This is a genomic window from Arthrobacter sp. TJ-236 (assembly GCF_058269235.1).
In genome coordinates, this window is the sequence record NZ_JBZCNI010000002.1 from 742,055 (window position 1) to 760,260 (window position 18,206).

General features: G+C 71.5%; 18 protein-coding genes. 15 read left to right on the plus strand and 3 right to left on the minus strand.

Annotation, left to right across the window (positions count from 1 at the left end):
• The first annotated feature begins 62 nt into the window (after positions 1-62).
• The 4 genes from AC4D16_RS12060 to AC4D16_RS12075 all read left to right on the plus strand — a co-directional run bounded on the left by AC4D16_RS12060 (position 63) and on the right by AC4D16_RS12075 (position 2,048).
• On the plus strand, positions 63-875 hold the full coding sequence (locus tag AC4D16_RS12060; RefSeq protein WP_490955157.1) for a glutamate--cysteine ligase: 813 nt from the start codon (positions 63-65) through the stop codon (positions 873-875).
• Positions 876-893: 18 nt separating this feature from the next.
• On the plus strand, positions 894-1,229 hold the full coding sequence (locus AC4D16_RS12065) for a hypothetical protein (protein ID WP_490955158.1): 336 nt from the start codon (positions 894-896) through the stop codon (positions 1,227-1,229).
• Positions 1,230-1,302: 73 nt separating this feature from the next.
• On the plus strand, positions 1,303-1,551 hold the full coding sequence (locus AC4D16_RS12070) for a hypothetical protein (protein WP_490955159.1): 249 nt from the start codon (positions 1,303-1,305) through the stop codon (positions 1,549-1,551).
• A 47-nt stretch (positions 1,552-1,598) separates the two neighbouring features.
• Positions 1,599-2,048 carry a (deoxy)nucleoside triphosphate pyrophosphohydrolase gene (locus AC4D16_RS12075; RefSeq protein WP_490955160.1) on the plus strand — a complete coding sequence of 150 codons (450 nt, stop codon included), beginning with the start codon at positions 1,599-1,601 and terminating at the stop codon, positions 2,046-2,048.
• Positions 2,049-2,055: 7 nt separating this feature from the next.
• Here AC4D16_RS12075 and AC4D16_RS12080 read toward each other — a convergent pair whose 3' ends face one another.
• Positions 2,056-3,135: an Rv2578c family radical SAM protein gene (locus AC4D16_RS12080; RefSeq protein ID WP_490955161.1), complete on the minus strand. Its 1,080-nt coding sequence runs from the start codon at positions 3,133-3,135 to the stop codon at positions 2,056-2,058.
• Positions 3,136-3,206: 71 nt separating this feature from the next.
• Between AC4D16_RS12080 and pcp the strand changes: the two genes are divergently transcribed.
• Positions 3,207-3,845: a pyroglutamyl-peptidase I gene (pcp, locus tag AC4D16_RS12085; protein WP_490955162.1), complete on the plus strand. Its 639-nt coding sequence runs from the start codon at positions 3,207-3,209 to the stop codon at positions 3,843-3,845.
• A gap of 15 nt (positions 3,846-3,860) precedes the next feature.
• On the opposite strand, the gene AC4D16_RS12090 is transcribed toward pcp, so the two are convergent.
• Positions 3,861-4,322 (minus strand): eCIS core domain-containing protein, encoded by a 462-nt coding sequence (locus AC4D16_RS12090; RefSeq protein ID WP_490950803.1) that lies wholly within the window; start codon positions 4,320-4,322, stop codon positions 3,861-3,863.
• Positions 4,323-4,495: 173 nt separating this feature from the next.
• Here AC4D16_RS12090 and pheS point away from each other — a divergent pair, with 173 nt between their 5' ends.
• Together pheS and pheT are read left to right on the plus strand one after the other, a co-directional pair.
• On the plus strand, positions 4,496-5,575 hold the full coding sequence (gene pheS / locus AC4D16_RS12095; protein ID WP_490950804.1) for a phenylalanine--tRNA ligase subunit alpha: 1,080 nt from the start codon (positions 4,496-4,498) through the stop codon (positions 5,573-5,575).
• Positions 5,576-8,119, plus strand: coding sequence for a phenylalanine--tRNA ligase subunit beta (pheT, locus tag AC4D16_RS12100; protein ID WP_490955163.1), 2,544 nt, complete (start codon positions 5,576-5,578; stop codon positions 8,117-8,119).
• A 148-nt stretch (positions 8,120-8,267) separates the two neighbouring features.
• On the opposite strand, the gene AC4D16_RS12105 is transcribed toward pheT, so the two are convergent.
• On the minus strand, positions 8,268-9,233 hold the full coding sequence (locus tag AC4D16_RS12105) for a quinone oxidoreductase family protein (protein ID WP_490955164.1): 966 nt from the start codon (positions 9,231-9,233) through the stop codon (positions 8,268-8,270).
• A 105-nt stretch (positions 9,234-9,338) separates the two neighbouring features.
• Between AC4D16_RS12105 and argC the strand changes: the two genes are divergently transcribed.
• The 8 genes from argC to argH all read left to right on the plus strand — a co-directional run bounded on the left by argC (position 9,339) and on the right by argH (position 18,150).
• Positions 9,339-10,370 (plus strand): N-acetyl-gamma-glutamyl-phosphate reductase, encoded by a 1,032-nt coding sequence (argC, locus tag AC4D16_RS12110; RefSeq protein WP_490955165.1) that lies wholly within the window; start codon positions 9,339-9,341, stop codon positions 10,368-10,370.
• Entirely contained in the window at positions 10,367-11,536 is a 1,170-nt protein-coding gene (gene argJ / locus AC4D16_RS12115; protein ID WP_490955166.1) for a bifunctional glutamate N-acetyltransferase/amino-acid acetyltransferase ArgJ, read from the plus strand. Before argC ends, argJ begins: the two co-directional genes overlap by 4 nt.
• Positions 11,536-12,525, plus strand: coding sequence for an acetylglutamate kinase (gene argB / locus AC4D16_RS12120; RefSeq protein ID WP_490955167.1), 990 nt, complete (start codon positions 11,536-11,538; stop codon positions 12,523-12,525). Before argJ ends, argB begins: the two co-directional genes overlap by 1 nt.
• A complete protein-coding gene (locus AC4D16_RS12125; RefSeq protein ID WP_490955168.1) occupies positions 12,522-13,898 on the plus strand; it encodes an acetylornithine transaminase in 1,377 nt (458 codons plus the stop codon). Before argB ends, AC4D16_RS12125 begins: the two co-directional genes overlap by 4 nt.
• Complete coding sequence (gene argF / locus AC4D16_RS12130) at positions 13,895-14,848, plus strand: ornithine carbamoyltransferase (RefSeq protein WP_490955169.1); 954 nt, start codon at positions 13,895-13,897, stop codon at positions 14,846-14,848. The genes AC4D16_RS12125 and argF overlap by 4 nt, the downstream gene beginning before the upstream one ends.
• Entirely contained in the window at positions 14,845-15,384 is a 540-nt protein-coding gene (locus tag AC4D16_RS12135; RefSeq protein ID WP_490955170.1) for an arginine repressor, read from the plus strand. The genes argF and AC4D16_RS12135 overlap by 4 nt, the downstream gene beginning before the upstream one ends.
• Positions 15,385-15,502: 118 nt before the next feature.
• Positions 15,503-16,705: an argininosuccinate synthase gene (locus AC4D16_RS12140; protein ID WP_490955171.1), complete on the plus strand. Its 1,203-nt coding sequence runs from the start codon at positions 15,503-15,505 to the stop codon at positions 16,703-16,705.
• Positions 16,705-18,150 (plus strand): argininosuccinate lyase, encoded by a 1,446-nt coding sequence (argH, locus tag AC4D16_RS12145; protein WP_490955172.1) that lies wholly within the window; start codon positions 16,705-16,707, stop codon positions 18,148-18,150. The genes AC4D16_RS12140 and argH overlap by 1 nt, the downstream gene beginning before the upstream one ends.
• Positions 18,151-18,206 lie beyond the last annotated feature (56 nt).

Genomic DNA, 18,206 nt, shown 5'->3' on the forward strand with positions numbered 1-18,206 from the left:
CTCGTTCTGCGCGCAGCGCGGCGCGCACCATCCACATCCCTTCACGACGAGGTGGTCGGATCATGAGGACCTTCGGGGTCGAGGAGGAGTTCCTGCTCATCGACGCCTCGTGGGGACAGCCGATGCCCCTCGGTCAGGAGGCCGTGGGCCAGTGCATCGACGATCGGCTGACCTGCGAGATCAAGCAGGAACAGATCGAGACCGGCACCCTCCCGCACCTCGACGTCCATGACCTCGCCGTGGACATCGCCCGGTGCCGTGCGCTCGCCGACGAGACCGCCGCCCGCGTCGGAGCCCGGACCGCGGCCCTCGCCACCTCCCCCCAACCTGTCACCCCCCTCGCCTCGCCCGGCCCCCGGTACGAGGTGATGCAGGAGCGGTTCGCCCTCACGGCGCGCGAACAACTGACCTGCGGCTGTCACGTGCACGTCAGTGTCGACGACGACGAGGAGGGCGTGGCCGTCCTCGACCGGATCCGGGGCTGGCTGCCCGTGCTCCTCGCCCTCTCGAGCAATTCCCCCCTGTGGAGCGGCACCGACACGGGGTACGCGAGCTACCGGTCGCAGGCTTGGAGCCGTTGGCCCATGACGGGCCCGTGCGACATCTTCGGCACGGCCGAGCGGTACCACGCGGCCGTCGACGGTCTGCTCGAGACAGCCGTCCCCGTCGATCTCGGACAGATCTACTTCGACGCCCGGCTCAGCCACCACCACCCGACCGTCGAGATCCGCGTGAGCGACGTGTGCCTGTACTCCGACGATGCGGTCCTCATCGCGCTGCTGACCCGCGGGCTCGTCGAGACCGCCGCCCGTGAGTGGCGCGCCGGTGTACCTCCCCTCGACGTCCCCAGGGTCGCCATCCGGATGGCGTCCTGACGGGCGGGCAGGTTCGGTATGGACGGCGATCTGCTGCATCCGCTGAGCGGCAGACCGCAGGACGCCGGTACGGTCGCGTTCGCCCTGCTGCGCCACGTCGCGCCTGCCCTCGCCGAGCAGGGCGAGGCCGATCTCGCCGAATCGCTGCTCCGGCAGCTCCTGGCGCGCGGGACGGGCTCCCGCCGTCAGCGCGCGGCCCTCATGCGCAGGGGCATGCTGAGCGACGTCGTCTCCGAGGCCGTCCGCGTGACCAACCTGCCACGCGGCGGGATCGTGGACCACCACGAGGCTGCGCACGTCCCGAGCCGCCGCGCCGTCGCGGGCCTCGGCGCCTGGGGGAGTGCGCTGCCGTGAGGGCCCCGGCCAGAGCTGGGCGGCGGTCTTCGGTGACCGGAGCGGCGCACCTTCGACGAACAGGACGAGAACGATGAGCTGGATACCGCGGCCCTTCGAGTTGCCACGGAGCGAGCACCTGCGCGAGGACATCAACCTCCCCGAGGAACCGGGCGCCGAGGACGCGGCGGAGTTCTCCGAGGACACCTCCACCTCCACGGAGCTCAACGCCGGGCAGCAGGTGCCCGGTCTCAGCCCGCACGGGGAGTACCGGCGAGGGGACAACCCGGAACGCCGAACGGCGCCCACAGGGGACGGGTTGGCCTCACCCGAGGAGAGCTGATGACGGTCCGCACGGGAGCCGTCGGGCAGGCTGACTAGACTCTCCGGGTGACCCAACCCGTGCCGGACCGCCTCCGCCAGATCGTGGGCGCCGCTCTCGTCGACTCCCTCGCTCGCCCGTCGCACCTCCTCGTCGCCCGGCGTACGGCACCGCCGGAGTTCGCCGGCATGTGGGAGTTCCCCGGCGGCAAGGTGGAATCCGGGGAATCGTGTGAGGCGGCGCTGTGCCGCGAGCTCTCGGAGGAACTGGGGATCACCGCAGCGCTGGGGTCCGAGGTCGTGGGGCCGCACCCGCAGGGCTGGCCCCTGAACGGGAGGGCCGCCATGCGCGTCTGGCTGGCCGAACGGACCGCCGGAGACCCGCAGCCACTCCAGGACCACGACGAACTCCGATGGGTCCCGTTCGATCCCGCCGACGAGTTGGATGCGCTGCCCTGGATCCCGGCGGACCGACCCATCGTCGCCGCGCTCCGTGAGCTGGTGGCCGTCCGGCCGTGACGGCTCCCTAGAACAGGGCGGCCTGCATCGGAGCAGCGGAAGCCGGCCGGGTGCGTGCCCGGCCGGACGCCGCGCCTGCCCCGGCGCCGGCGGGGGCCCCGGCCGGCGTCAGGTTCCGGAAGAAGCCGGCGCCCGCGGCGAGACCGTGGTTCCTGCGGTGCACGCGGATACGGCCGGAGAGCCAGTCCCGGTACTCCTTCGAGGCGTAGCTCCCCTCCGCGTACAGCGCTTCGTACCGCGTGACGAGCTGCGGGTGGTGTGCCGAGAGCCACTGCATGAACCATTCGCGTGAGCCGGGCCGGAGGTACAGCGGACCCGCGCTGACGCCGCTCGCACCCGCTGCCGCGAGGGCGCCGAACAGCCGGTCCAGGGATTCGTCGCCATCGGTGAGCCAGGGGAGGATCGGCATCGCCAACACACCGCAGGGCAGCCCCGCTTCCCGGAGCCGCGAGATGAGCGCCAGGCGCGCCCTCGGTGCGGGAGTCCCGGGCTCGATCGACTCGGCGAGGACGGGATCGAGCAGCGCGAGCGAGATGCCCACGCCGACCGTGACGGACGTCGAGGCCGCCGCGAGCAGAGGGATGTCCCGGGCCAGCAGGGTGCCCTTCGTGAGGATCGAGAACGGCGTCCCGGAGTCCGCCAGGGCCGTGATGATGCCCGGCATGAGCTGGTACCGGCCCTCGGCGCGTTGGTAGGGATCGGTGTTCGTGCCGAGCGCCACGTGGTCACGGTTCCACGAGGGGCGCGCGAGTTCCCGGGTGAGCACCTCCGCGGCGTTGATCTTCACCACGACCTGGGAATCGAAATCGAGGCCCGTGTCCAGGTTCAGGTAGCTGTGGGTCTTGCGTGCGAAGCAGTAGACGCAGGCATGGGAACAGCCCCGGAAGGGGTTGATGGTCCAGGAGAACGGCATCGAGGACATGGGCGGCACCTTGTTGAGCACCGACTTCGCGGCGACCTCGTGGAAGGTGATGCCGGCGAAGTCGGGGGTCCGCACGGTCCGGACGAGCCCCGCCAGGGGCAGCAGGCTCGGCGCCGCGACGACGGCGCCGTCGTCCTCCGTGATCTTCTGACCTTCCCACCGCATGGACAGTATTAGAACACGTGTTCTAATACTGTGTCACCCCTGGTCCCGTGTGCTTGTCCTAGGCTTGGGCCATGATCCTCCTCACCGGTTTCGAACCCTTCGGGGGAGAGACCACGAATCCTTCATGGCTCGCCGCCCGCCGTGCTGCCGACCTGCTGCGTGCGGAGGGGCGCGACGCGGTCGCCGTCGAGGTGCCCTGCGTCTTCGGCGCCGGTGTCGACGCCGTCACGACGGCGATCGAGCGGTACCAACCAGAGATCGTGCTCTGCGTGGGCCAGGCGGGCGGGCGCCCGTCCGTCTCGGTGGAGCGGGTGGCGATCAACGTCGACGACGCGCGCATCCCCGACAACGCGGGCCGTCAGCCGATCGACGAGCCGATCGCCCCGGGCGGTCCTGCGGCCTACTTCTCGTCCCTGCCCATCAAGGCCTGCCGCCAGGCGGTCGCCGCACTCGGCATCCCGGTGGAGGTCTCGCAGACTGCCGGGACCTACGTGTGCAACCACGTCTTCTACGGGCTGATGGATCACCTCGCCTCCCGGGACGGCACGAGAGGTGGGTTCGTCCACGTCCCCTATTCGGCGGAGCAGGGCGTGGCGAACAGTGCACCCGGTCTCGCCCTCGAGGACATGGCGGCAGCCCTCGTGGCCATCGCGCTGACGACGGCGGACACCACGGCGGACCTCCGGGTCACCGGCGGCGCGGAGCACTAGACCTGCGCCGGGGCGCTACCCGCGGGGTCGGCCCCGTGTGAGCGCTGCACGCACGGACGCCGTGACGGGACGCACCGGCTGTTCGCGGTACCCGCCGTCGGCCAGCCCTGCGCCCCGCTCGAAGGGGTTGCGCGACGCCGGGTCGCCCGTCCGCAGCAGGGACCAGCCGGCAGCGAGCAGGTAGGCGGGAAGGAACGGCAGCCCCAGGAGCGCTGCGTACTGCCGGGTGTGGCGTGCTTCGTGCTCGAGGAGCCGAGCGAACCCGGCCGGCGCGTCGTGGGGTACGCGTCCGCGAAGCAGCACCACGCTGCCCACCGTGAACGCCCTCGCCTTCGGCAGGCGGCGGCGGTAACCCTCGGCGAGCAGGATGCCGTGGGGTCCCGGGGAGATGCGGCATCCCGCGAGCGCGGCGACGGCGAGGCCGCAGGGCGTGGACAGGTTGATCCAGTTGAGGAACGGGACGATCCTGCTGTTCATGGCGTCATCGTACGGGTGCGGACGTGGCAGACGCTTCACCTAGACTTGTCACGCCGGTGCGCCAGCAGTGCTCCGCGCACCCCGACCGACTCCTGTCCCATCCCAGGCCACGACTGCGTCCCACCACCGGTGTTCGCCGCAGCCCTGTCCGAGAGTGCGAGGTAAGCCAGCCCATGACCGACACGCCAGAGCACTCCGGAGCGGCTGGAAGCCTGCGGGTGCCGGACCCGACCGACGCCGCGGAGGTCGCTGCGGCGGTCGACGCCGCGCTCGCCGACATCGCGGCCGCAGCGGATCTCGACGAACTCAAAGGCGTCAGGATCGCCCACACGGGGGAGAAGTCCCCGCTGAGCCTTGCCAACCGCGGAATCGGCGCACTGCCCAAGGACCAGAAGTCCGCTGCCGGCAAGAACATCGGCCCGGCGCGGGGCCGCATCAACCAGGCGCTCGCCGGCCGCACCACGGAGCTCGAGGCCGAGCGCGACGCCCGTATCCTCGTCGAGGAGGCCGTCGACGTCACGGCCGCCCCGCGGCGTCGTCGTCCCGGTGCCCGGCACCCGCTCTCCACCCTGCAGGACCGCGTCAGCGACGTGTTCGTCGGCATGGGCTGGGAGATCGCCGAGGGCCCGGAGCTGGAATCGGAGTGGTTCAACTTCGACGCCCTGAACTTCAAGCCCGATCACCCCGCCCGCGAGATGCAGGACACGTTCTTCGTGGAGCCGCCCGAGGCGCACCTCGTCCTGCGCACCCACACGTCCCCGGTGCAGGTCCGCTCCATGCTCGAGCGCGAGCTGCCCATCTACGTGCTGTGCCCGGGCAAGGTGTTCCGCACCGACGAGCTCGACGCCACCCACACGCCCGTCTTCCACCAGTTCGAGGGCCTCGCGATCGACAAGGGCCTCACGATGGCCGACCTCGTGGGGACGCTCGAGCACTTCACCCAGCAGCTCTTCGGCGACGACGCGAAGGTGCGGCTGCGCCCCAACTACTTCCCGTTCACCGAGCCCAGCGCGGAGCTCGACATCTGGCACCCCGGTGCCAAGGGCGGTCCGCGCTGGATCGAGTGGGGCGGCTGCGGCATGGTCAACCCCAACGTCCTGCGCGCCACGGGGATCGACCCGGACGTCTACTCCGGCTTCGCCTTCGGCATGGGGATCGAGCGGGCCCTCATGTTCCGCAACGAGGTCATCGACATGCGCGACATGATCGAGGGCGACGTCCGTTTCAGCGAACACTTCGGGATGGAGATCTAAGTGAGAGTCCCACTCTCCTGGCTGCGCGAGTACGCAGCCGTACCTGCGGATGCGACCGCGGAAGACGTCATGGCCGAGCTCGTGAAGGTCGGGCTCGAGGAGGAGGACGTCCACCGTCCCACCGACGAGCTGTCCGGCCCGATCGTCGTCGGGCAGGTGCTCAGCGCGGTCAAGGAACCGCAGACGAACGGCAAGACCATCAACTGGTGCCAGGTGCGCGTGGTGCCCGAGGGTGCTGAGCAGACGCTCACGGGTGAGGGCATCGACCCCTCGGGCGTGCAGGGGATCGTCTGCGGAGCGCACAACTTCGTGGAGGGCGACAAGGTGGTGGTGACGCTTCCGGGCGCCGTGCTCCCGGGCGACTTCCGCATCAGCCCCCGCACCACCTACGGGCACGTGTCCGCGGGCATGATCGCCTCCGTGCGTGAGCTCGGCATCGGCGACGACCACGACGGCATCCTCGTGCTCTCGACCCTCGGGCTGGACCCGGAGGTCGGTACCGACGCCATGGAGCTGCTCGGGCTGTACGACGAGGCCGCGGAGATCAACGTGACGCCCGACCGCGGCTACTGCTTCTCCCTCCGCGGCGTCGCCCGCGAGTACGCCCACGCGACCGGCACGGCCTTCACGGACCCCGCGGGTGCCGTCGTCGTCCCGCCCTCCGCGTGTGGCGGCTACCCGGTGCGCCTCGAGGACGCCGCTCCCGTGTACGGGGTGCCGGGCTGCGACCGCTTCGTGGCCCGCACGGTCCGCGGCGTGGACCCGACGCGCCCCACGCCGCCGTGGATGTCCGCCCGCCTCCGACTCGCCGGGATCCGCTCCATCTCCCTCGTGGTCGACATCTCCAACTACGTGATGCTCGACCTCGGGCAGCCGCTGCACTTCTACGACCTCGCCCGACTCGAGGGCGACATCGTGGTGCGCAGGGCCGCGCCGGGGGAGACGCTCCGCACCCTCGACGACAAGGTGCGCACGCTCGACGCCGGCGACCTCCTGATCACCGACGCGTCCGGGCCCATCGGCATCGCCGGGGTCATGGGCGGCGCCGCCACCGAGGTCACGGACGCGACCGTCGACGTCCTGATCGAGTCCGCGCACTTCGACGCCGTCAGCATCGGCCGCTCACGCCGCCGTCACAGGCTGCCCTCGGAGGCGTCCAAGCGGTTCGAGCGCGGCGTCGACTGGCACGTGGCGGACATCGCTGCGCAGCGCGCGGTCGAGCTCCTCCTCGACCTGGCGGGCGGGACGATCGACGACGCCGCGACCGACGTCGGCCAGGCTCCGGAGGCCCGCGTGATCGATCTCGCCGCCGACTTCCCCGCGCGCCTGATCGGGCGCACGTTCACCGACGAGGAGATCCTCGGGACGCTCACCGACCTCGGAGCCTCCGTGGAGCGCGTGGACGGCGGCTACCGGGTCACCGCCCCGAGCTGGCGTGCGGACCTCGAGACGCGCGAGGACCTGACGGAGGAGATCATTCGCCTCCTCGGATACCACACCATCCCGTCCACGCTGCCCGTCGCGCCTCCGGGGCGCGGTCTCACCCGCGTGCAGCAGCAGCGCCGTAGGCTCCTCACCGCCCTCGCGGCGGCAGGCTTCACCGAGGTGCTGTCCTACCCGTTCGTGGGGGTGCGCGCCAACAGCGTGTTCGGCGCTGCCGAGGCGGAGGCCGAGGCCCCGGCCGTGAAGCTCGCCAATCCCCTGAGCGCCGAGCTCGCCTTCCTGCGGCGGTCCATCCTCCCGGGACTCGTGGAGCTCGCGAAGCGCAACATCTCGCGCGGCTTCCGTGACCTCGCCCTCGTCGAAGCCGGTGCCGTCTTCCTGCCGTCCGGGCCGATGGGTACGGCGACCATCCCGCCGCTCGGGGTCAAACCGGAGGACGCGGTGCTCGACGGGCTCTACGAGGGCATCCCCGACCAGCCCCTGACCGTCGCCGCCCTCTTCACGGGCCACGAGGCTGCGGCGTCCGCCGGCGCATCGCCCCGCCCGTGGGACTGGGCCGACGCCGTGGACGCGGTGCGCCTCATGGCGCAGGTCACCGGTGTGGACGTCGTGGTGCGGCAGGGGAGCCACCAGGCGTTCCATCCGGGCCGCACGGCGGAGTTCTTCCTGCGGAGCGGGGAGCTGCTGGGATACGCAGGCGAGCTCCATCCGAAGCTCGTCGCGTCCGAGGACCTGCCGGCCCGCACGGTGGCCTTCGAGATCAACGCCGACCTGCTGTTCGAGGCCGCCGCGGACGTCATCGTGGCCCGTCCCCTCTCGACCTACCCCGCCGCGACGCAGGACGTGGCGCTCGTCGTCGACTCCGCCGTCGTCGCGGGTGACGTGCTCGAGGCCCTGCGCGAGGGCGCCGGGGACCTGCTCGAGGACATCAGCCTCTTCGACGTCTACACCGGCGCGGGTATCGCGGAGGGCCGGAAGTCCCTCGCGTTCGCCCTGAGGTTCCGTGCTCCGGACCGCACACTGACCGCCGAGCAGGCGAGCGGCGCGCGGGACGCCGCCGTCGCCCTCGCGGCCGAACGGTTCGACGCCGTTCAGCGCTGACGTACGCAGGAGAAGGCCCGCCCGCCCCGTCGGGGCGGGCGGGCCTTCCCCGTCCAGCTCGGGGTCCGAGGAACCAGGTCCGAGGATCCCGGTCCCGGTCCCGGTTCCGGTTCCGGTACCGATCAGGGTCAGGGGAGCCCGGTCCCGATCAGGGGATGAGCAGCACCTTGCCCGTGGTGCGGCGGGCCTGCAGGTCCTCGTGGGCGCGTGCCGCCTCGGCGAGCGGATACCGCGCACCGATCCGGACGTCGAGCTGCCCTGCGGTGACGGCCCCGAACAGTTCCTCGGCCCGCCAGCGTCGCTCCTCGGCCGAGAGCAGGTAGTGCATCAGGGTGGGCCGGGTGACGAAGAGGGAACCGCCGGAATTCAGCCGCTGCAGTTCCAGCGGCGGGACGGCGCCCGACGCCGCGCCGAACAGCACCATCGTGCCGCGGACGCGCAGCGAGCGGAGGGACTCGTCGAAGGTCGCCTGCCCCACGCCGTCGTACACGACGTCGACACCCACGCCGTCCGTCAGGGTCCTCACGGCGTCCGCGAAGCCCTCGTACCTGAGCACCTCGTCGGCACCTGCGCCGCGAGCGAGGTCCTCCTTTTCCGGCGTCGAGACCGTGGTGATGACGCGGGCGCCCTTCGCCTTGAGCAGCTGGATGATGAGCAGGCCCACGCCGCCGGCACCCGCGTGCACGAGCACCGTGTGGCCCTGCTGCACCGGGAACGTCGAGTTGATGAGGTAGTGCGCCGTCATGCCCTGGAGGGGGAGCGCTGCCGCCGTCTCGAGGTCCACGCCGTCCGGTACGGGGAGGGCGCGATCGGCGTCGACCAGCGCGTACTCGGCGTAGGTGCCCCTGCCCTCGGCGAAGGCCACGCGATCTCCCACCTCGAAGCCCTCGGTCCCGTCACCGAGTGCCTCGACCGTGCCTGCGGCCTCGGCCCCCGGAGTGAAGGGATGCTCGACGGCGTAGGCACCGCCGCGCTGGTAGGTCTCGATGAAGTTCACGCCGGCGGCGGCCACCTTCACGAGGAGCTGACCCGCGGCGGGCTCGGGGCGGTCGGTAGCGGTGAGGCGGAGGACGTCGGGCCCACCGGGGGCGGCGACGGTGATGGCTGAGGGCATGATGGTTCCCTTTCGGTGGCGTGCGTCCATGCTATTCGTGCGCTCGGGGGCCGGGCAGTGCATAAATATGTGGGCTACTGCATGTTGTTGCTGTAGGGTTGGAGAATGACCTTCACAGCAGCGGTATCCGGAGCCAGTGGGTACGCCGGGGGAGAACTCCTACGCCTCCTGGCGAACCACCCGGACGTCGAGATCGGGGCGATCACGGCGCACAGCAATGCCGGCTCCACCCTCGGGGAGCTCCAGCCGCACCTGCACGTGTTGGCCGACCGCGTGCTCCAGGACACCACGGCGGAGGTCCTCGCCGGGCACGACGTCGTCTTCCTCGCCCTGCCGCACGGCGCAAGTGCCGGCATCGCGGCGCAGCTCCCGCCGGAGACGCTCGTCATCGATGCCGGTGCGGACCACCGGCTCCAGGACGCTGCTGCGTGGGAGGCGTTCTACGGTTCGCCGCACGCCGGGACGTGGCCCTACGGCCTGCCGGAACTGCCCGGCGCACGCACTGAGCTCGCCGGCGCGCGCCGCATCGCCGTGCCGGGCTGCTACCCCACCAGCGTGCTCCTGGCCCTCACTCCCGGCTTCGCCGCGGGCCTCCTGAAGCCCGACGACGTCGTCGTCATCTCGGCATCGGGCACCTCGGGCGCCGGCAAGGCGGCCAAGCCGAACCTCATCGGCTCCGAGGTCATGGGCGGCATGAGCCCCTACGGCGTCGGCGGCGGGCACCGCCACACGCCCGAGATGGAGCAGGGCCTCAGCCTCGCCGCGGGGGAGCCCGTGTCCCTGTCCTTCACGCCGACCCTCGCGCCGATGGCGCGTGGCATCCTCACGACGGCGACCGCGAAGGTGCGCGCCGGCGTCGGGTACGCCGAACTCAGGGCCGCGTGGGAGACGGCGTATGCGGACGAGCCCTTCGTGCGCGTTCTTCCCGAGGGGCAGTGGCCGGCCACCAAGTCCGTCCTCGGGTCCAACTACGCAGCGCTGCAGCTCGCGTTCGACGAGCACGCCGGGCGCGTGATCGTGAGCAGCGTGATCGACAACCTCACCAAGGGGACCGCCGGCGGCGCCGTGCAGTCCATGAACATCGCCCTCGGTCTCGACGAGACTGCAGGCCTGACCACGCAGGGGATCGCGCCATGAGCATCACGTATCCGGGCGGGTTCCGCGCCGCCGGCGTCGCCGCCGGGCTCAAGAGCACCGGCAAGCCCGACGTCGCGCTCGTGGTCAACGATGGCCCGCTGCACAACGCGGCTGCCGTCTTCACCTCGAACCGCGTGGCCGCGGCGCCCGTTCTCTGGTCACGTCAGGTCGTCTCCGACGGACGCGTCGACGCCGTCGTCCTGAACTCCGGCGGCGCCAACGCCTGCACGGGGCACGAGGGTTTCCAGAACACCCACCGCACCGCGGAGGTGACCGCCGATCTCCTCGGCGTCTCGGCCACCGACGTGTTCGTGTGCTCGACGGGCCTCATCGGGGAGCAGCTTCCCATGGACCGGCTTCTCGCGGGCGTCACGGATGCCACCGGGTCCCTGGGCAGGGGCGGCGGGCCCACGGCGGCCGAGGCCATCATGACCACGGACACCGTGCCCAAGGAGGCGCGCTACCCGGCCACCGCCGATTCCGCGAGCGAGGGCTATGCGATCGGCGGGATGGCCAAGGGTGCGGGCATGCTCGCCCCGGGGCTCGCCACGATGCTCGTGGTCCTCACCACCGACGCCGCCCTGGACGCCCCGGCGCTCGACGCCGCGCTCCGCGAGGCCACACGTGTGAGCTTCGACCGCATCGACGCGGACGGCTGCATGTCCACGAACGACACCGTGGTGCTGCTCGCCTCCGGCGCCGCGGGAATGGCCCCCGACCAGGCGCAGTTCACCGCCGCGCTCACGCAGGTCTGCCTCGACCTCGCCGCACAGCTGATCCACGACGCCGAGGGTGCGAGCCACACGATCGCCGTGACCACGCTCAACGCCGCCAGCGAGCGCGATGCCGAGGTGGTCAGCCGCGCCGTCGCCCGCTCGAATCTCTTCAAGACCGCGATCTTCGGCAACGACCCGAACTGGGGCCGCGTGCTGGCCGCCGTCGGGACCACCGACGCCGCCTTCGAGCCGGACCGGCTGAACGTCTCCATGAACGGGGTGCAGATCTGCAGGAACGGGGGCATCGGCGACTCCCGCGACCTCGTGGACCTCACGGGACGCGAGGTCACCGTCGAGATCGACCTCGCGTCGGGATCGGCGAGCGCCACGATCTGGACCAACGACCTCACGCACGAGTACGTGCACGAGAACTCGGCGTACTCGAGCTGATGGGAACCGCGATGCCAGACGTGACCGGTGTGACCGACGCAGCCACCCCCTCCGCCTCGACCCTGCGCGCGCAGGACAAGGCGGCCACCCTCATGGAGGCGCTGCCCTGGATCCAGCGTTTCGCCGGGACCACCATGGTGGTCAAGTACGGCGGCAACGCCATGGTTGACGAGGACATGCGGCGCGCCTTCGCCGAGGACATCGTGTTCCTCCACCACGTGGGGATCCGCCCCGTCGTGGTGCACGGCGGAGGCCCCCAGATCAACGCGATGCTCGGCCGGCTCGGCATCGAGTCCGAGTTCAAGGGCGGGCTCCGCGTGACCACCCCCGAGGCCATGGACGTGGTCCGGATGGTCCTCACCGGCCAGGTGGGCCGCGAGCTCGTGGGCCTCATCAACTCCCACGGCCCGTACGCCGTGGGCCTCTCGGGGGAGGACGGCGGCCTGCTCCGCGCCGTCCGCACCGGAACCGTCGTCGACGGCGAGCCCGTGGACCTCGGCCTCGTGGGCGAGGTCACCGCGGTGCACCCCGGGGCCATCCTCGACATCCTCGAGGCCGGCCGCATCCCTGTCATCTCCACGGTGGCGCCGGAGTACGACGCCGACGGCGAGGCGACGCAGCAGGTGCTGAACGTCAACGCCGACTCGGCCTCCGCCGCGCTCGCTGCGGCGCTCGGTGCGTCGAAGCTCGTGATCCTCACCGACGTCGAAGGCCTCTACGCCGACTGGCCCGACCGCAGCTCCCTCATCTCGAGCCTCTCCGCCTCGCAGCTGCGCGAGCTCCTGCCCGGGCTCCAGAGCGGCATGATCCCCAAGATGACCGCCTGCCTGCAGGCCGTCGAGGGCGGGGTGGAGCGCGCGCACATCGTCGACGGGCGTCTCGCGCACTCGATGCTCCTCGAGACCTTCACCACGGCGGGCATCGGCACGCAGGTGGTACCCGACGAGCTTCCAGCCGACAATCCAGCAGGGACAGGAGAGCGGTCATGACCGAGCTCGACACGGCGGCAGCCGTCACGCCATCCATGACAACAACCGGCCCGACGGACAGCAGCACGTCCATCACCGCGACCGGCCACGGCCGGCACGCGTCGCCCGGCCCGGTCGACCGCCCGGCGTCCGTGGAGAGCGTGGACATCCTCACGGGCGGCGATTCGGGGGCCGACTGGCTCGCACGGTACAGCGGCTCGCTCATGGGCGTGTTCGGCACACCGCAGCGCGTGCTGGTCCGCGGTGCGGGGTGCTACGTCTGGGACGCCGACGGTGCCCGGTACCTCGACCTGCTCGGCGGGATCGCGGTCAACGCGCTCGGCCACGCCCACCCCTTCGTGACCTCGGTGATCTCGAGTCAGCTGGCCACGCTCGGCCACATCTCCAACTTCTTCACCAGCCCCACGCAGGTGGCGCTCGCGGAGAAGCTCCTCGCCTTGGCCGCGGCACCGGACGGCTCGCGGGTGTTCTTCACCAACTCCGGCGCGGAGGCCCTCGAGGCCGCCGTGAAGCTCGCCCGCCGCAACAGCACGCCCGAACGCACGCGGATCCTCGCGCTCGACGGCGCCTTCCACGGCCGCACCATGGGCGCACTCGCCCTGACGTCCAAGAAGGCGTACCGGGAGCCGTTCGAACCGCTGCCCGGCGGCGTGGAGCACATCGCCTTCGACGACGTCGATGCCCTGAGGGCCGCGATGGACTCCACCGTGGCCGCGCTGATCGTCGAGCCCATCCAGGGCGAGGCCGGTGTCCGGCCGCTGTCCGCCGAGTACCTGAGGGCCGCCCGCGAGCTGACGCGCGAGCACGGTGCGCTGCTGATCCTCGACGAGGTGCAGTCCGGCATCGCACGGACGGGCCGCTGGTTCGCGCACCAGTGGGTGGACGGCGTCGTGCCCGACGCCATGACCCTCGCAAAGGGCCTCGGCGGGGGCTTCCCGGTCGGCGCCCTCGTGACCTTCGGCGAGCGCGTCTCGACCCTGCTCTCCGTGGGTCAGCACGGCTCCACCTTCGGCGGCAATCCCGTGGCCACGGCGGCGGGTCTCGCGACGATCCACGCCCTCGAGGCGGGGGGCTCCCTGCAGAGCGCGCACGACGTCGGCGGTCATCTGCGCGACCGGCTCGCCGCCGTCGAGGGCGTCACCGAGGTGCGCGGCGCGGGCCTGCTCATCGGCTTCGACCTCGACGGCGGGTACGCCCCGGCGGCGGTCCAGGCTGCGCTGACGGCAGGGTTCATCATCAACGCCACCGGCCCCACGACCATCCGGCTCGCCCCTCCGCTGATCCTCACGCACGAGCAGGCCGACACCTTCCTCGACGCCCTGCCGTCGATCCTCAGAACCGCTCAGACCACTTTCCGGGAGGCATCAGCATGACGCGCCACTTCCTCGTCGACACCGACCTCTCGCCCACCGAGCAGGCGGAGGTCCTCGACCTCGCCCTCGAGCTGAAGGCGGACCCGTACGCGCACGCGCCCTTCGCCGGCACGGGCGCCGGGCGGCAGACCGTCGCCGTGATCTTCGACAAGACCTCCACCCGTACGCGTGTCTCCTTCGCGGCAGGCATTGCGGATCTCGGGGGAGTGCCGCTCATCATCGGGGCGGGGGACTCGCAGCTCGGCCACAAGGAGACCATCACGGACACCGCGAAGGTCCTCGAGCGCATGGTCGCCACCGTCGTGTGGCGCACCTATGCCCAGTCCGGCCTCGAGGAGATGGCGGCGGCGTCCAGGGTCCCCGTCATCAACGCGCTCTCCGACGACTACCACCCGTGCCAGCTCCTCGCCGACCTGCTCACCATCCGCGAGCACAAGGGCACGCTTGCCGGGCTCACCCTCGCGTACCTGGGGGACGCCGCGAACAACATGGCGAACTCCTACCTGCTCGCCGGGGTCACGGCGGGGATGCACGTCCGCATCGCCGGTCCCGCGGGCCACCTCCCGGACGCCTCCGTCGTCGCCGCCGCGGAGGACCGCGCGGCTGCGACGGGTGGCTCGGTGCTCGTCACCACGGATCCCGCCGGGGCGCTCGCGGGGGCCGACGTCGTCGCGACGGACACCTGGGTGTCCATGGGCCAGGAGGACGAGAAGGCTGCACGGCAGGAGCTGTTCCGCTCCTACGCCGTGGACTCCGCAGCCCTGGCGCAGGCCGCTCCCGACGCCGTCGTGCTCCACTGCCTGCCCGCCTACCGCGGGTACGAGATCTCGGCCGACGTCATCGACGGCCCACAGTCGGTCGTCTGGGACGAGGCCGAGAACCGGCTGCACGCGCAGAAGGCCCTCATGACGTGGCTCCTGCGGAAGTCCGCGGAACAGGGCGGATCATGACCGTCCAGCGGGACTCCGCCCGGCCCACCACCAAGACGTCCCGGCACGCACGCATCACGGATCTGCTGACCGCGCAGTCCGTGCGCTCGCAGGTGGAGCTCGCGTCCCTGCTCGCCGCGGACGGCGTCCAGGTCAACCAGGGCACGCTCTCGCGCGACCTCGTGGAGCTCGGCGTAGTGCGGGTCCGCGGGGCCGACGGCGCGCTCGTCTACGCGGTGCCCGTCGAGGGCGGCGGACGGCACGTCCAGAGCGGTGTGTCGCAGGAGATCCTCGACGCGCGGCTGACCAAGCTGTGCAACGAACTGCTGGTCACCGCCGAGGCCAGCGGGAACATCGTCATCCTGCGAACGCCGCCCGGCGCGGCGAACTTCCTGGCCCTCGCGATCGACCACTCGGTCATGCCGTCCATCCTCGGCACCATTGCCGGTGACGACACCGTGATGCTCGTCAGTCGCGAGCCCGACGGCGGCGCGGCCGTCGCCGAGCGTTTCCTCCGGCTGGCGCAGGAGGCGCAGGCCGGCGCCGAGCCCGCCTGACCTTGACCACCCGGACGGACCCGAACCCGCCGCCGCTACGCTGACATCTGCGGCCCCACCGATCGAGTGGCCCGGCACGAGCCCGGCCACCCACCGCACAACCTAAGGAGCACCTCCCGTGACCGAACGCATCGTCCTCGCCTACTCCGGCGGACTCGACACCTCCGTGGCCATCGGCTGGATCGCCGAAGCCACCGGGGCCGAGGTGATCGCCGTGGCGGTCGACGTCGGACAGGGCGGCGAGTCCCTCGAGACCATCCGCCAGCGCGCGCTGGGCTGCGGCGCCGTCGAGGCCTACGTGGCCGACGCCCGCGACGAGTTCGCCAACGAGTACTGCATGCCGGCGCTCAAGGCGAACGCCCTGTACATGGACGCCTACCCGCTGGTCTCGGCGGTGTCCCGTCCGGTCATCGTCAAGCACCTCGTCGCAGCCGCGCGGGAGTTCGGTGCCACCACCGTGTCCCACGGCTGCACCGGCAAGGGCAACGATCAGGTGCGTTTCGAGGTCGGCATCCAGACCCTCGGCCCGGACCTGAAGTGCATCGCGCCGGTGCGTGACCTCGCACTGACCCGCGACAAGGCCATCGCCTTCGCCGAGGAGAAGGGCCTGCCCATCGAGACCACGAAGAAGAACCCCTTCTCGATCGACCAGAACGTCTGGGGCCGCGCCGTCGAGACCGGCTTCCTCGAGGACATCTGGAACGGTCCCACGAAGGACGTCTACGACTACACGGCCTCTCCCGAGTTCCCGCCGGCCGCGGACGAGGTCACCATCTCCTTCAAGGAGGGCATTCCCGTCGCGATCGACGGCAACTCCGTCACGCCGCTGCAGGCCATCGAGGAGCTCAACCGCCGTGCAGGCGCCCAGGGCGTGGGCCGGATCGACATCGTCGAGGACCGCCTGGTCGGCATCAAGAGCCGCGAGATCTACGAGGCCCCCGGCGCCATGGCCCTCATCGCGGCGCACCGCGAACTGGAGAACGTCACCATCGAACGCGAGCAGGCCCGGTTCAAGAAGACCGTGGGTCAGCGCTGGACCGAACTGGTGTACGACGGCCAGTGGTTCTCGCCGCTGACGCGCTCGCTCAACGCGTTCATCGACGACACCCAGAAGTACGTGACCGGGGATATCCGCATGGACCTGCACGGTGGCCGCGCCACCGTCACGGGGCGCCGCTCGGACGTCGGCCTGTACGACTTCAACCTTGCCACCTACGACTCCGGCGACACCTTCGACCAGTCGATGGCCCGGGGCTTCATCGAGCTCTTCGGCATGTCCTCCAAGGTGGCGTCGCGCCGGGACCAGCAGGCGGGCGCCTGATGGCTCCAGCGCAGGGCGGCGGACCGCGAGCGCAGGGGACGAACGAGGGATCGCTGTGGGGCGGCCGGTTCGGCGGCGGCCCCGCGGACGCCCTCGCGGCCCTGAGCAAGTCGACGCACTTCGACTGGCGGCTCGCCACGTACGACATCGAGGGATCCCGCGCCCACGCGCGGGTGCTGCACACCGCGGGCCTCCTGGACGACGACGAGCTCAGTGGCATGCTCGACGCCCTGGACCGGCTCGACGCCGACGTGCGGTCGGGTGCCTACATGCCGGCCGAGACGGACGAGGACGTGCACGGCTCGCTGGAGCGCGGGCTGATCGAGCGGGCCGGGCCGGCCCTCGGCGGCAAGCTCCGCGCCGGGCGTTCGCGGAACGACCAGGTGGCGACCCTCGGCCGGATGTACCTGCGTGACCATGCGCGGATCATCGCCCGCGGCGTCCTCGCCACCATCAAGGCCCTCGTCGACCAGGCGGAGGCGAACCTCGAGGCGCCCATGCCCGGGCGCACCCACCTGCAGCACGCCCAGCCCGTGCTGCTCAGCCACCACCTGCTGGCCCACGCGTGGGCGCTCCTGCGGGATGTGCAGCGGCTCTCCGACTGGGACCGCCGGGCAGGGGTCTCGCCGTACGGCTCGGGCGCCCTCGCCGGGTCCTCGCTCGGCCTCGATCCCGAGGCGGTCGCCGCAGACCTCGGGTTCTTCTCGGCCACCCACAACTCGATCGACGGCACCGCGTCACGGGACGTCTACGCCGAGTTCGCCTGGGTCACGGCGATGATCGGGGTGGACCTCTCGCGCATCAGCGAGGAGGTCATCATCTGGGCCACGAAGGAGTTCTCGTTCGTGACGCTCGACGACGCCTTCTCCACCGGGTCCTCGATCATGCCGCAGAAGAAGAACCCCGACGTCGCGGAGCTGGCGCGGGGCAAGGCGGGCCGCCTCATCGGCGACCTCACCGGCCTGCTCGCGACGCTCAAGGGCATGCCGCTGGCCTACAACCGGGACCTCCAGGAGGACAAGGAGCCCGTGTTCGACGCCGTCGACACCCTCGAGGTGCTGCTGCCGGCCGTCTCCGGGATGATCGCCACGCTCGTGTTCAACACCGAGCGGATGGCCTCGCTCGCGCCGCAGGGCTTCGCCCTGGCCACGGACATCGCGGAGTGGCTCGTCCGTCAGGGCGTGCCCTTCCGCGAGGCCCACGAGCTGTCGGGTGCGGCCGTGCGCGTCGCGGAGTCACGCGGCGTCGAGCTCTGGGATCTCACCGACCACGAGTTCGCCGGGATCTCGGACCACCTCACCCCGGCGGTCCGCGAGGTGCTCACGGTCGAGGGCTCGCTCGCGAGCCGCGACGCGCAGGGCGGCACGGCGCCGTCCGCCGTCCGGCGTCAGCTCGAGTCGTTGACGGCGGAGCTCGACGCTGTGGGGGCGTACGCCGCTGGCTGACCCGGCTGAGGACGCCGCGCCCGCCACGGTGCGCGGCGTCCGCCGGGTTACGGACC

Bases quoted from the DNA above. Each gene is read 5' to 3' on its own strand.
- AC4D16_RS12105 (WP_490955164.1), bottom strand. From the start codon at position 9,233: ATGCCCTCAGCCATCACCGTCGCCGCCCCCGGTGGGCCCGACGTCCTC.
- argB (WP_490955167.1), top strand. From the start codon at position 11,536: ATGGGAACCGCGATGCCAGACGTGACCGGTGTGACCGACGCAGCCACC.
- argC (WP_490955165.1), top strand. From the start codon at position 9,339: ATGACCTTCACAGCAGCGGTATCCGGAGCCAGTGGGTACGCCGGGGGA.
- AC4D16_RS12090 (WP_490950803.1), bottom strand. From the start codon at position 4,322: ATGAACAGCAGGATCGTCCCGTTCCTCAACTGGATCAACCTGTCCACG.
- pcp (WP_490955162.1), top strand. From the start codon at position 3,207: ATGATCCTCCTCACCGGTTTCGAACCCTTCGGGGGAGAGACCACGAAT.
- AC4D16_RS12065 (WP_490955158.1), top strand. From the start codon at position 894: ATGGACGGCGATCTGCTGCATCCGCTGAGCGGCAGACCGCAGGACGCC.
- argF (WP_490955169.1), top strand. From the start codon at position 13,895: ATGACGCGCCACTTCCTCGTCGACACCGACCTCTCGCCCACCGAGCAG.
- argH (WP_490955172.1), top strand. From the start codon at position 16,705: ATGGCTCCAGCGCAGGGCGGCGGACCGCGAGCGCAGGGGACGAACGAG.
- AC4D16_RS12135 (WP_490955170.1), top strand. From the start codon at position 14,845: ATGACCGTCCAGCGGGACTCCGCCCGGCCCACCACCAAGACGTCCCGG.
- AC4D16_RS12125 (WP_490955168.1), top strand. From the start codon at position 12,522: ATGACCGAGCTCGACACGGCGGCAGCCGTCACGCCATCCATGACAACA.
- AC4D16_RS12080 (WP_490955161.1), bottom strand. From the start codon at position 3,135: ATGCGGTGGGAAGGTCAGAAGATCACGGAGGACGACGGCGCCGTCGTC.
- AC4D16_RS12060 (WP_490955157.1), top strand. From the start codon at position 63: ATGAGGACCTTCGGGGTCGAGGAGGAGTTCCTGCTCATCGACGCCTCG.
- pheS (WP_490950804.1), top strand. From the start codon at position 4,496: ATGACCGACACGCCAGAGCACTCCGGAGCGGCTGGAAGCCTGCGGGTG.
- AC4D16_RS12070 (WP_490955159.1), top strand. From the start codon at position 1,303: ATGAGCTGGATACCGCGGCCCTTCGAGTTGCCACGGAGCGAGCACCTG.
- argJ (WP_490955166.1), top strand. From the start codon at position 10,367: ATGAGCATCACGTATCCGGGCGGGTTCCGCGCCGCCGGCGTCGCCGCC.